This window comes from Agromyces sp. NSFZ (assembly GCF_056156205.1).
The window spans coordinates 450,015-462,907 of record NZ_CM149585.1 but is presented as its reverse complement, the minus strand read 5'-3'; the positions used below and the strand labels follow the sequence as shown (position 1 = coordinate 462,907).

Below are 12,893 nucleotides of genomic sequence, written 5' to 3'. Positions count from 1 at the left end.
TGCAACGCTCCTTCGGATCAGGCAGCCGACTCGACTGTTCCTCATGCAATCTGGCCAGCGGCCACGGGTGCTCTGGAGACGTCGGAGGCTTCCAGGCCGATCATCGTCCGATACTCTTCGTGGGTCGCAATGGGTCGCCCGGTTACCTGCGAGATGAGCTTGCCCATCTCCAACGCCTGCATGTTGCTCTGGATCCGGTCCTCGCGGTGAGGCCAAAGGTAGTAGGTGTCCTCCATGCCGACCCGGATGTGGAGACCCATGAGTGCCGCGAGCGTCGCGAGCCAGGTGGACGCCCTGCCGGCGGCCGCGACATTGATGAACGCCTCGGGATCGACATCGCGGATCGCTGCGACAGTGCGCGTGAGGCTCTCGATCATCTGCCGGGGGTTGTCCATCGGACTGCAACCCGGAAGCGCGGGGAGCACGAGCCATACGGCTTTCGACTTGATGAGCCCGCTCTTGATCAGGAAACGGTCCGCGTTGGACACGTCGGCGTCGGTATACACCGCGATCTCGGGCACGGCCCCGGACTCGTTGATCAGGCGAACCTTCTCCATCATGACGGGTGCCTGCTTCACGAACAGCGAGTCCCCGAGGTATGTCGCTGTCGCGTTGATCGGCGCAGCATGCAGGAGGCGGGCGTCGAGCACCTCCTTCATCAGCTCCCACTCGCCGGCGAGGGCTGGAACCAGGCAGCCGTCGACCACGAGGTCGGGGAACTCCTCCCGCAGTGGCTCGATGACGTGCTTGAACCGCTCGGGTGAGAGAGCGTTATAGCCCTGATCATCGCGTACGTGGATGTGTACCGAGCTCGCGCCGTTGGCAGCGACCTCTCGTGCCGAGGCGAGGATCTCATCGGGTGTGATGGGCTGATGAGGGTTCTGGTCGTGACGGAAGAAGGCACCGGTGATCGCCACCGATACGGCGAGCTTCTCAGACACGCTCCATGGCTTGGAGATCGGGGCGTCATGGAACGCCGAATGCTCAAGATCGAGCACCGTGGGGATACCGTACGGTCGCCAGATCATCTTCTCGCGCTCGCGCTCGAAGCCGTTCTGAACGCGCTCCCAGTCGATGGTGGTCATGTTGTCTCCGTTCGTGAGGGCGCAATGCGCGCCGGTGGTGTCGAGAGTGGATGTGTGGAGTTCAGGCGACGGTCTTGAGATCGTTGCCCGCCAGCAGATCGCGGATGCGGGCGCGTTCCGAAATCTCGCCGTTGAGCGTGCGGTACGCGGTCATGCCGCCGCCGCCGGCCGAAACATCGCGGAGCCTCGAGAAGAAGTCCGAGGGGCTCAGCACTTCAGGCGAGACGATGCCAGGACCGGGAACGTTGCCATCGAGAGCGATGAGCGCACCAGCGGCCGCCGGTGTTCCTGTCGCGTCGTCTTGGGTCATCGTGCCGCCCGAGATGAAGACGATGCCCTCTGTACCGACGCGCACATCGACGATCAAGCCGGACCCAACTGGCTCGCGATTCGCGTGCTGATTTCGCACAGTCTCGAACACTTCGGCGGTGACTCTGGCCCGATCGTCGCTCTCAGGCAGGCGAGACAGCACCCATCCGAGATGGGTGAAGTCCTCGGGGATCAGGCCGCCGCGATTCACGACCTTCGTCGCGCGGGTGAACCTCGGAAGCGTCAGCACCTCGGGATGGCTCAGAGTGAGGACCAGCTGCTCACCGATTGGCTCAGGAAAGCTGACGCTCCGAGGCTCCAGCATCTCCCAGCTCGGGTTCGTGCCGACTTCTGGCATCGCGGTTCGAAAGGAATGAGCGAAATGCGGAACAACCGCGCCGACCATGTCGTTCGCGTCGACGCACCAAGAGATCTCGACCGATGCATCGCCGTCGGGTAGCGCGTCGAGGGCGAGACGGACGAGTACGTTCGTCGTGCCGGGCGCTGAGCCCATGCCGACGAGCGCGGTGACACCAGCCTCGTTGGCGGCGGCGTCGCGCTCGAGAAGCAACTCCGTTGCGTCTGCATCATCACAGATGTCCACGTAGTCGGTCCCCGCGGCGATCGCCGCATCGAGGATGATCGGCCCGAGTGTGTAATAGGGTCCGGTGCAATTCACGACGAGGTCAGCCGAGCGAAGCACCTCCTCGAGTTTCGCGGGCTCGGAGATCAGATCGAACTCGATGAGTTCTACCTCCTGCTCCCCGGCCCGAATGGCGGCAGGCGAGCGGAACTGTCGATCGCAGCACAGGATCCGCAGCTCTTCCGATGCCCGGCCGAGTCCTCGAAGGACCCCCGATGCTTGGGCGCCGCCCGCGCCCAGGACCGCAATGGTTTTTTTCGACACTTCTATCGTTCCCTTGAAAAGTACGAGCGCTGCCGCCCGATCGACTAACGGTTGCCCACCCTGTTTAGCCCGGGTGGCGGCGACAATCAGCTGCTCGCCCCCGTGCGCAGTCGCTTGGTGGCGTCGCGATCGATCGCGAGCCCATCGGGCGTTTCGACGAGCGCGACTCCATATGCTTCAGCGGCGCGCTCGCGTGTCTCCCAGAGTTCGACGACGTCCTTGAGCACGAGCTCCGGATCCCGCTCGAACGGGGAACCGTAGCCACCACCCGAAGCATCCACACCGATGATGGTCTGACCCTTCTCCAAGAGAATGGCGGCCGTGTTCGGCAGCTTCTCGCGGGAACCGTCGGCGCGTTCCAGCCAGGTCTCCGCGACCGCACCATTGGCGCCTCCGAGTACGCCCTTGGGGGGCTCGATCTGTCCGTCGCAGGGGTAGATCACCGTGACGGGGTTGTCCTTGGGTGTGTATGCGTACTCGAACGCGGGGCCGCCGCGGAATTGCCCTTCGCCTGCGGTGCCGGCCTTGAACTTGAGGTACTTGTACACAATCGGCATCTTGATCTCGTCGATCTCGATGGAGTCGCGGTACATCAGCCCGCCAGTGCACGGTACCTGCCAGTTCACCCACCCATCTGCGTACGCGCTGCCCGGTCCGCCGTTCGCAGTGACCACGACCTGGTTGACGAACGGCTCACCAGTGCGAACATCGGTACCGGAGAGAACAGCGAATCCCGCTCCCACGCCAACTGCCCCTTCGGCCACCCCATACGGCGCACCCAGCTGGGCGAACGCAGCACCCACGCAGTTGATCAGGCGATCAGTGACGTTGGTGGTCGCGACAGAACAGCTGTGCGGGAACTTCGGCTTGCCGACGGCTGATCCCTCGTTCATGTCGATCTGAATCCGCCTGAATGCGCCGGAGTTCTTGGGGATGTTCTGCGGTATCGCGTTGAAGATGCCTCCGAAGACCGCAGCGCGAGTCGTCGCCTCGGTGAGGTTCAGGCCGCAATCGACGTTTGGCCCGTTTTCCGTGAGGTCTACGTGGATCATGCCTTCCTCTGGCTTGATCGTGATCCTGACGTTGAAGTCCAATCCGTCGGGGAGGAAGGGCATGAACGCGTCATGGCGGCCCGTGTTGTAGAGCTCTGCAGCCGGGAGTTCTTCGATGGCAGCCTTGGTGAGCTTCTCGGCATAGTTCAGCCAGTCCGTCATGAACTGCTTCACCGTGTCGATGCCGTGCTTCGCGACGAACTCCTTGAGTCGCCTCTCTGCGACACGGGCGGCGCCCAACGCAGCGAGGTAGTCCCCATACCATTGCGATGGAACGCGAATGCGCGACTGACACATGCGAATGACATCGTCATTGTTCTCGTAATCAGACTGCACCTTCACGACCGGGAAGATCAGGGCACCCTCCTCGTACACGTCCTTGGCCGCGGCATGGTAGGTCGTAGGGATGGAGTTGCCTGTGTCGGCTTGGTGCGCTTTCGCCACCGCCGTGAACATGTGCTCGTCGCCGATGAACACCGGTACCAGAATCGTGTGGTCGGCGGCGTGGGAATTCCCGACGTAGGGGTCATTGTCCAGGAAGGCGTCTCCCTCGCGCATGTCTGGATGTGCCGCTTGCATGGCGCGCCCCTGCAACTGCGCGCCGAAGATGTGCACCGGAATGCCTTCGGCCGCGGCGAGAAGCTCGTTCTCGTTCGTCAGGATGGCGCAGGAGAAGTCACGCGCGCTGTTGATGACCGCCGAACGTGCCGTGCGCAGTAGCGTGTTGGTCATTTCGCGGACGATGCCATCGATTCCGTTCGCGAGGACCGCCGTGCGGATCGCGTCGAACTTCTGTGCGGTCATGCGCGGATCCTCTCGATCTGCAGCAAGTAGTTGCCCGTTCCGGAGACCTCGGCGGCCATGCCCGGGTAGACCACCAGCGTGGTGGTGGGTTCTTGGATGATCGCGGGCCCGGAGACATGCGCGCCGAGTGCGAGGTGCTCCGACTTATAGATGGGTGTGGTCACCCGCCCAGTGCCGCCGAAATAGCAGTCCCGGCTGTCTGGCGTCGACGCTCGGTGCTTTTCCACGGTCTTACGGGTCTGGGCAGTGCGAGGAATCTCGATCGTGACGCGGGAAATCCAGTTCAGGAACTCGATATCCGAGCCTGTGTCACGGACTGCGTACACGCGCTGGTGCAGGTCATGGAAGTCGGTGACGAGTTGATCGAAGTCGTCGGGCGCGTTGAACCTGTCGCGCGAAAGCGGCAGGTCGATCGTCCAGATCTGGTTTTGGTAACGCGCTTCAACGCTGTACTCGATCTTGTAGTTCGGGTATCGGTCGGTGAACCGATCGGCGAATGCGTGCAGCCGCTCGTCGAGACCGTCAAGCAGTCGATTGATCTGCGCTGCGTCGAAGCGGCTCGCGGAGGTGATCAGCGCCGCGGATTCTTCCTTGACGATGTCAGCGAAATGCATGCCCGAGGCGGAAAGAGCCGACGCCATCCTCGGAAGAACGGCGCGCTCGGACCCGAGTTCTTGCGCGATCTGCATGATGTTGATGCCGGCCGCGCCGCCGCCCGCGACCAAAGTGCTTTCTCGCGGGTTGAGTCCCTGTGCCACGGTGATCTCGTGGACTGCCTTCACCATCTCCTGGCTGGCGAGGGTGATGATGCCCCAGGCCACCTCTTCGATGGTGATCTCGAGTTGATTCGCGAGTGTTCCGATCGCTGTGCGCGCAGCCTCCACATCCAGTTGCATTCGCCCACCGAGGAAGTAGTCGGGATCGAAGTATCCGAGTACACAGGCCGCATCGGAGACGGTGGGCTCAGTACCGCCGCGACCGTAACAGGCGGGGCCCGGCTCGGAGCCGGCAGACTGGGGGCCAACCTTCAGCAGTCCGCCGGCGTCGATGTGAGCAATCGAGCCGCCGCCGGCACCAAGAGACCGGATGTCGACGGAGGAGATCCCCAGAAGATCGCCCTCCCATTCGGGCCCGAGCCACGTGTCGCGAGTCTTGACGACTGCGCCGTCGCGGGAGATGCCTGCGTCGAACGTTGTGCCACCGGTGTCGGCGACGATCATGTCCTCGCCCAGTCCCTCGAGAATCGAGTACTGAATCCCTGCCAGCGGGGCCATGGAGGGACCGCTCCGGGCAGCGTGGATCGGCGACTTGATGATCTCATCGATGCTCATGACACCGCCGAGGCTCGTGGACACGAGGATCTCCCCGTGATAGCCGAAGTCGCGCAGGTCGTTCGCAAGTTCCCTGAAGTGACGCTGCATCAGGGGCTTTAGAGAGGCATCGATGGCGGCCGCAGAGGTGCGTCGGTATTCACGAATAATCGGCGCGATCTGGTGCGACAGTGTCACCGGGATCTGCGGCGCGATCTCCTCGATGATCTCCGCGACCCTGAGTTCGTGAGCCGAGTTCACCACCGACCAAAGAAATGACACAGCGATCGACTCGAAGCCATCGTTGGCGATCTGCTCGATGAGGTCCCGAAGATGAGCCTCATCAAGCTCGCGGAGAATTCGCCCCTCAGAATCGATCCGTTCCGGGACACCGAAGGTGTAGCGGCGCGGGATGTAGGGGTCGGGATACGGCTTCGAGTAGTCGTACCCGTCCTGCTTTCCTCCCTCTTTCAGAACGAGAGTCTCCTCGAAGCCCTGGGTGGTGAGCAAAGCGGTCTTCGCCGTGTTTCGGGTGACAATCGCGTTCGTCGCTCGCGTTGTTCCATAGATGAACAAGTCGGTCTCGGCGATGAGCTGCACCGCGGTCAGACCCAGCTGCTCCGCGGCGAAATCGAGGGCGCTCGAGAGGCCACGGAAAACTCGGTCGTGAGTGGTGAGGGACTTGCCGATCACCGGTTCCGGCCCCCCCTGCACGACGACATCGATGAAGGTTCCCCCAGTGTCAGCGGAGATCTGATAGCTCATGGGGCTACTCCTTTGTAATCCAATTCGGTCGCCGCTGCCGCCGCGGTTCTATTCATTCTTTAACGTTAAGTAAGTAGATGTCAAGTCTTCTTGAACGCGCTTTCAAGAATGTCGCCGGCGCGTTGGGGTCAGCGGCCCAGCCACCGCGGCTCGCGGCTCTCCGCGAAGGCGATTGGACCCTCGAGTGCGTCATCCGAATGCAGGGCGAGCTCCACAGACGGAAGGGCGCGCATGACAGTGAATGCCTCCTGGTCGATCATGCCTCGAGTGGCGGCAACCGTATCGAGCACAGCTTGAACTGAAAGAGGCGCCGCCCGGCAAACCGATCGGGCGAGGGCGATTGCTTCGTCGAGGACTCGACCCGCCGGTACCACCCGATTCACGAGCCCCCAGCGGAGCGCTTCTTCCGCGACGAACCGTCTTCCGGTAATCAGCAACTCAAGCGCGATCGCCCGAGAAGTGAGGGCCGGCAGCCGAGTCAGACCCCCTGCATCGGGCAGAATGCCAAGACCCGCCTCGGGAAATGCGAATACTGCTGAATCCGCCACGACGGAAAGATGGCAAGCCATCATGAGTTCAACGCCCCCACCGTAGGCGGCGCCGTTAACCGCAGCAATCACAGGCTTCCTCAGGCCGAAGAATTCGGTCAGCCCGGCGAAGCCTCCGGCTCCATGATTAGCATCATGTGCTTCTCCTTCGGCGGCGGCGCGGAGATCCCAACCCGCGCTGAAGAAGCGTTCCCCTGCGCCCGTCACGATCCCCACCCGCAGATCATCTCGATCGTCGAGTTTGAGAAACGCCTCGTGCAATGCCACGCTCGTCGCTGCGCTGATCGCATTCGCCTTCGGCCGATCAATCGTGACGATCAGAATCTCGTCGAGCACCTGGGTCGACACGCCGGTTTCCATGGCATCCCTCCTTTGCGGGCCGGGAGCCGATTCGGCACTTGACCCAGCCCGCTTTGCGTCCTACATTACTTAATAGACATTTAGTTAGCGAATGCGTCCTCAGCCTCGATCTGGCTTTGCATCACTCGATGAAGAGAGAAACAGCCCGTGAACACCTCCGGCTTCAGCACTGCCTCGATCCCGTTTCCCACGCTCTCGGACGCACTCGAGCATTGGGGTCGCGCCACCCCCGACCGGCTTGCACTCACCTCGGGACGTGAGCAACTCACGTGGGGTGAACTCGTCGATCGAGTGGCACGTTGCCGCACCTGGCTACATGAACAAGGCGTGCATTCCGGCGATCGTGTGGTGATCGTTGGCCACAACTCCATCCCATGGGTCGTCCACTACATGGCGGTCCTCGGCCTTGGTGCGGTCATCGCTCCCGCGAACAACCGCCTCAACCCCCGTCAGTTCGCCGATCAAGTGAAGGTACTCGACGCCGCGCTCGTCCTGCGCGACGAAGAGCACACAGGCATCGTGAGCGAGGTCTCAGATACACCGGTCTTCGACTTGTTCCACGACCTACCGAGCAACATCTTCCCAGAATCGACGGGCCTCGACCTCGACGCACCCGCGCTGATCAGTTTCACTTCCGGCACCACAGGACGGCCGAAGGGAGCGACGCTTTCGCAGGGCGCGCTTGCCGAGGCATCCTGGGCCTTCGTTCGCGTCATGCACACGACACCAGACGACTCGACACTGGTCGTTGTTCCGATGTTCCACAACACAGGATTCATCGATCAGTTCGGTCACATGCTCCTCGTCGGCGGCAGGACCGACCTACTCAAGAAGTTCCGCACGGCGCTCGCGATCGAGGCGCTCATCAAACGACCGGTCACGTACCTGGCTGCAGTTCCGAGCATCCATCGCCTCCTCATGTTGGCTGAGGGCGCGGACCAAGCGCTCTCGAGTATGAGGATCCTGCTTTACGGCGGCTCACCCATGCCAAGCACCTGGATCGACGAGTATCTCTCTCGCTGGCCAGGGCTCCAGCTCTACCACGGTTACGGGCTCTCGGAGTACGGCTCAGCCATCTCCTTCCTCCCCCCGCAGTTCGCCGAAGAGTTCGGCGAATCGATCGGCATGCCCGTGCCGTTCACATCAATCCGTATCGTCGATGCGAACGGAGTCGACGTCGCTGACGGCGAGATCGGTGAGCTTTGGGCAAAGGGCCCGACCGTCATGCTCGGCTATTGGCAACAGCCTGAACTGACCGCTTCGAAGATCAGCGACGGATGGCTCCACACCGGCGATCTCGCGCGACTCGATGGCGACCTCTATTATTTCGAGGGACGCGTCGATGACGTGATCAACCGGGGTGGGGAGAAGGTCTTGCCGGCCCACATCGAGGGACTGCTCGCGGCGGTGCCAGGGGTGGCCATCGGATGCGTATTCGGGGTCGCAGACTCGATCCTGCAGAATCGCGTGTTCGCCGCGGTCGAAGAGCGTCCTGGGGAGAGTTTCGCCGAGGACTCTGCCTTGAGCCAGTTGCGCACACAACTGCCCGACTACGCAGTTCCCGAGCGAATCTTCACACAGACACCGCTGCCCAGGACGGCGAGCGGAAAGGTAGACCGACGAGCCGTTGCGGCGCTCTTCGAAGCGACCGCAAATCAGCGCGACAACCGTCGTACGGAAGCCGGTGTGGCCCGGCGCTCAATGAAGGCACGCGAAGTACATTTCAACTACGAAGCCGGCTCGCCCGCAGGCGTGGAAGTAAGTGAGGCCAGACATTGAGTGTGACGACCAAGTCCACGCGAGGACCAGGAACGAAAAACCCTCAGGGTAGGGGCCACGTCGGGCGCGAACGCGTCATGGAAGTCGCAACCCAGATGTTCCTCCGCTACGGATACTCGGGCACCAGCATGAAGTCAGTGGCGAGCGAACTGGGTGTCTCCGCGCCCGCGCTCTATTGGTATTTCCCGTCCAAGGAGGACCTCTACGTAGAGGTCATTGAGACGTCAATGCGCGATTTCTCCGCGTCTGTCCGGTCTGCGGCCACTGCGGCCGACCCAACCAATCGGCTCGAGCAGTTCGTTCGGGCGCACGTCATCTGGCAGCTGGACAAATCCGACGCCGCGCGCACCTTCGACCTGAGCAAGGCGCAGGCAGAGGACATCCCGGTTGAGCGCCTCGTTCCTGTGAAGGTACTTCAAGTCGAGTACCGGGATCAGATCCGGCAGGTGCTCCGAGAGGGCTCCGCGCAGGGGGTCTTCAAAGTCGAGAACGTCAACGTCACGGCGTTCACCATCATCACGCTCTGTGAATACGTCTACTCCTGGTTCAATCCCAGCGGGAAGCTCAGCAGCGCGGAAGTCGCTGAGATCCTCGTAGATCTTGTACGCAACATGGTCGGCGCGGGATCTCGAGTCGAGAAGTAGCAATAGCGAGCCGGGCCACCTCTGCGGCGCGCCCGACCGACCGATCCGGACGCCCATTTCGGTGCGCCCATTCAACACAGGAGGTCTTATGAGCATCGAAACCATGCACAAACTTCTCGAGGAGTACCACGAGGCTTGGGGTCGCGGCGACCAAGAGGCAGGAATGGCATTCTACTCGGACGATGTCGTCGTCCATATGGGGGGAAACGGGCCGCTCGCAGGCATCTACCGGGGCAAGAAGGACTTCGTCGATAACTGGATCGGCCGGGTGAATGCCTACGTCGATCGTTGGCAGGTCGGTGGCGACGCTGAAGACGAGAAGGACAACGTCCTGCTCATTGGCGAAGACGGCGTGCTGATGCTCGTCCACGAAGTGTGGGGCAAGGGCGACAAGGAAGTCGTCACCAAGCGCCTCGGCTTCTATAAGTGGGAGGGACGGAAGATCGTCGAGTGCTATTTCGCCGATATGAATCAGCCCGAGGTTGAGGCGTTCTTCGGCGATCTCAGCTGACGGCATCGCCCTTGCGGCGATCGAAGGCTGTCGGTGCGTCCCTGTGGTCTGGTCTTTCTGTGGTCCAGAAGTCCGAGGGTCACGAGTCGACTACGGCGATGGCCCAAATGGACTCGTCACCACACGCGCGCCGGAAATTCGCCATGATCTCCGCACGCGAGGCAACGTTCCCCGTGATCGCCTGGCGAAGCAGCGTCCCGTCGTAGACGGTCGCCACGGCAGCAGCCGCCTCGCGCGAGAGGCAGCGTTCCATGATGAGCGTCAGCGAATTGGCCCATGTGTGGGCCTTCTCGTGGAGGTGCGGCCGATGGACTGCCGCGAGTACGAGCACGAAGTTAACGTAGACGCTCTCCGACTCTCGCACGCCGAGCATGAAAACGAGGTCCGTCAGTTCGGTGGGAAGATCAGCACCCTCCTTCAGACCATCCGCCCAAGCTGCGAGAAATGCGACGTCCCTTCGCATCGCGAGGTCGAAAGCGGACTCGAGTATCTCTTCGATCCCGTCGAAGTAGTACGTGGTGAGGCCGAGGGAAATCCCGGCCTGGCGGGCGACTGCTCTGTGCGTCAACCCGTCGACACCTTGCAGGCGAATCACCTCCAAGGCAGCCGCGACAATGCGATCGCGTCGGCTACCGCTCTCTTCGGTCGATCTCCTGCGTGTCTGTTCCATCATGAGGACACTATCCACACGACGGAGCGCCGCGCCTACGGCGGGGGTACTGGGTCATGCTGTGGTATACCCGCCATCGACCACCATCTCGGCCCCGGTGATGTAACTCGCGGCGTCGCTCAGCAGGAACGTCACCGCACGTGATATCTCCATCGGCTCCGCAAAGCGTTTGAGCGGGATGGTTGAGGAATCGGGCACCGCCGAAGTGTTCTCGAGCCCCGCGATCATCGGAGTCAAGGTGTCGCCAGGGTGGATAGAGTTCACCCGGATGCGCCACGGCGCCAGCTCGACCGCGGCGGCCTTCGTCATGCCCCGCACGGCGAACTTGCTCGCCGAGTACGCGAAACAGCCGCCGATCCCCACGAGGCCAGCTGTCGAGGACACGTTCACGATCGACCCCGACCCCGCTCGCTTGAGGAGCGGAAGGGTCGCACGCATGCCGAGGTAGACGCCCCTCTGGTTGACCTCGATGATCCGATCGAAATCCTCCGGCTGCGTCTCTTCGAGCGTCTGGGTGAGAAGGATTCCCGCATTGTTCACCAGACCGTCGAGACGTCCGTATTTCGCCTCGACGCTGCGCACGACCTCGCGCCAATCCTCCGCGGACGAGACACTCGCACGAATGAAGGTCGTGTCGTCGTTCGCGTGAGCATCGGGGGCCGGCTCCGAGACATCGACCATGACTACCCGTGCACCGAGCTGCGTGCAGAGCTCAGCGTGAGTTCGACCCATACCACCCGTGGCACCGGTGATCAGGATGACCTTGTCGCGAAGCGAGTATGCACTGTCCCGCAAGAGCGTCAGCTCGATATTGCCCACGCTCATGCCTCCGCTTCGACGAGAACGTGCTCGAACCCGCGCGCGACATGCGAGACAGCGCGAGTTGGCGGAGCCGAGATGCGGTAATCGGGCATCGTGCGAAGGAACTCCTCCACAACCAGTTTCGCCTCGAGTCGGGCGATCGGTCGTCCGATGCAGAGGTGAATCCCCTGGGCGAACGAGAGGTGACCTCCCGCCGTCGCCGCGCCGTCGGTGAAGGCACCGCCCGGAGCTCGTGACACGTCGAACCGGTCGGGGTCCTCCCATTTCCGGTCATCCCGGTTGGCGGACCCGAGGAGGTTCACCACGGTCGCACCGGCGGGGATCGTGACGCCGTAGAACTCGACATCCTTGTTGGTCACTCGCGAGACGGACTGCACGACCGCCTCGTAGCGCAAACATTCCTCGATGGCATTCGGAATCGCATCGGGCGCAGCGACCAGCTTGGCGCGCTCTTCGGGGTGGCTTCCCAGCAGCCAAACGGTGTTGCTGATGAGGTCCTGCGTTGTCCCGCTCGACGCGACGATCAGATGGCTGATGATTCCAAGCACCTGCTCGTCGGTGAGAGGCTCTCCGTCGAGTTCAGAACGGAGGAGCATGCTGAGGATATCCGGGCGATCCAAGATCTGCTCACCCCGGCGCTTCGCAATCAACGCCTCGCACCACCGAGTTATCCGCTCGCCGGAGTCGAAGGCGGCCCTCGGGGGTACTGGGTCGTTGGGGATCCGCTCGAAGACCGGCTTCATCATCGAGGCGAGCACGGCACGCTCCTCTTGCGGCGCATCGAACATCCGTGTCACCACGAAAGTCGGGAGTTGCCAGGCGATGTCTTCGACGACGTCGCCGCCACCTCGTTCGCGGAAGGCTGCGACGAGAGCAGCGGTCTCGCGGCGAAGGGGCTCGACGAGATTCTGCTGGATCTGCTTAGGGCTGAACCAGCGCTGGATCAGGTGACGGTACTTGTCATGCTCAGGGCCATCCTTCTCATCCATGTTCCCTGGGGAAAGGAGCGAGTCCGTCTTGTCGATGTCCACGCCTTCGCGATTCGAGAACATAGGCCAGTCGACGATCACCGACTGGATATCCGCGTAGCGGGACAACACCCACAGATCGTGCTTCTCGACATGGTAGATAGGCGCGTGATCCCGCAGCGCTTTGTAGACCGGGTACGGATCCTTCTGGATCTCATATTCAAAGGGATCAAATCGGATCTCTTGAGCAGGTGTGGTCATGTTCGCTCTCATTCCTTCTGCATCGTTGCCGCCATGGAATATTGTACAAATGTACAGTACTCGGAGATGTCCACAAACATAGGTGACTCCGCATTCCA

Annotated in this window: 11 protein-coding genes; 3 read left to right on the top strand and 8 right to left on the bottom strand. The window is 62.2% G+C overall.

What is annotated here, in order from left to right:
• Positions 1–41: 41 nt before the first annotated feature.
• From ACVFI9_RS02215 to ACVFI9_RS02195, 5 genes are all read right to left on the bottom strand, one after another.
• Positions 42–1,085 carry a 3-keto-5-aminohexanoate cleavage protein gene (locus tag ACVFI9_RS02215; protein WP_474764408.1) on the bottom strand — a complete coding sequence of 348 codons (1,044 nt, stop codon included), beginning with the start codon at positions 1,083–1,085 and terminating at the stop codon, positions 42–44.
• Between the two features lie 61 nt (positions 1,086–1,146).
• Positions 1,147–2,301 carry a saccharopine dehydrogenase family protein gene (locus ACVFI9_RS02210; protein WP_474764407.1) on the bottom strand — a complete coding sequence of 385 codons (1,155 nt, stop codon included), beginning with the start codon at positions 2,299–2,301 and terminating at the stop codon, positions 1,147–1,149.
• An 86-nt stretch (positions 2,302–2,387) separates the two neighbouring features.
• Positions 2,388–4,157 carry a hydantoinase B/oxoprolinase family protein gene (locus ACVFI9_RS02205; protein WP_474764406.1) on the bottom strand — a complete coding sequence of 590 codons (1,770 nt, stop codon included), beginning with the start codon at positions 4,155–4,157 and terminating at the stop codon, positions 2,388–2,390.
• Positions 4,154–6,232 (bottom strand): hydantoinase/oxoprolinase family protein, encoded by a 2,079-nt coding sequence (locus ACVFI9_RS02200; RefSeq protein ID WP_474764405.1) that lies wholly within the window; start codon positions 6,230–6,232, stop codon positions 4,154–4,156. Before ACVFI9_RS02200 ends, ACVFI9_RS02205 begins: the two co-directional genes overlap by 4 nt.
• 128 nt (positions 6,233–6,360) lie before the next feature.
• Complete coding sequence (locus tag ACVFI9_RS02195; RefSeq protein WP_474764404.1) at positions 6,361–7,140, bottom strand: enoyl-CoA hydratase-related protein; 780 nt, start codon at positions 7,138–7,140, stop codon at positions 6,361–6,363.
• Positions 7,141–7,287: 147 nt separating this feature from the next.
• Here ACVFI9_RS02195 and ACVFI9_RS02190 point away from each other — a divergent pair, with 147 nt between their 5' ends.
• From ACVFI9_RS02190 to ACVFI9_RS02180, 3 genes are all read left to right on the top strand, one after another.
• Complete coding sequence (locus tag ACVFI9_RS02190) at positions 7,288–8,919, top strand: class I adenylate-forming enzyme family protein (protein ID WP_474764403.1); 1,632 nt, start codon at positions 7,288–7,290, stop codon at positions 8,917–8,919.
• A 2-nt stretch (positions 8,920–8,921) separates the two neighbouring features.
• The gene (locus ACVFI9_RS02185) at positions 8,922–9,563 is read left to right on the top strand and encodes a TetR/AcrR family transcriptional regulator (RefSeq protein ID WP_474764402.1); all 642 of its coding nucleotides are present in this window, start codon (positions 8,922–8,924) and stop codon (positions 9,561–9,563) included.
• 88 nt (positions 9,564–9,651) lie between these two features.
• Entirely contained in the window at positions 9,652–10,074 is a 423-nt protein-coding gene (locus tag ACVFI9_RS02180; RefSeq protein WP_474764401.1) for a nuclear transport factor 2 family protein, read from the top strand.
• A gap of 79 nt (positions 10,075–10,153) precedes the next feature.
• On the opposite strand, the gene ACVFI9_RS02175 is transcribed toward ACVFI9_RS02180, so the two are convergent.
• The 3 genes from ACVFI9_RS02175 to ACVFI9_RS02165 are packed head-to-tail and all read right to left on the bottom strand — an operon-like array spanning position 10,154 to position 12,795.
• On the bottom strand, positions 10,154–10,747 hold the full coding sequence (locus ACVFI9_RS02175; RefSeq protein ID WP_474764400.1) for a TetR/AcrR family transcriptional regulator: 594 nt from the start codon (positions 10,745–10,747) through the stop codon (positions 10,154–10,156).
• A 51-nt stretch (positions 10,748–10,798) separates the two neighbouring features.
• The gene (locus tag ACVFI9_RS02170) at positions 10,799–11,569 is read right to left on the bottom strand and encodes a glucose 1-dehydrogenase (RefSeq protein ID WP_474764399.1); all 771 of its coding nucleotides are present in this window, start codon (positions 11,567–11,569) and stop codon (positions 10,799–10,801) included.
• Positions 11,566–12,795 (bottom strand): cytochrome P450, encoded by a 1,230-nt coding sequence (locus tag ACVFI9_RS02165; RefSeq protein ID WP_474764398.1) that lies wholly within the window; start codon positions 12,793–12,795, stop codon positions 11,566–11,568. Before ACVFI9_RS02165 ends, ACVFI9_RS02170 begins: the two co-directional genes overlap by 4 nt.
• Positions 12,796–12,893 lie beyond the last annotated feature (98 nt).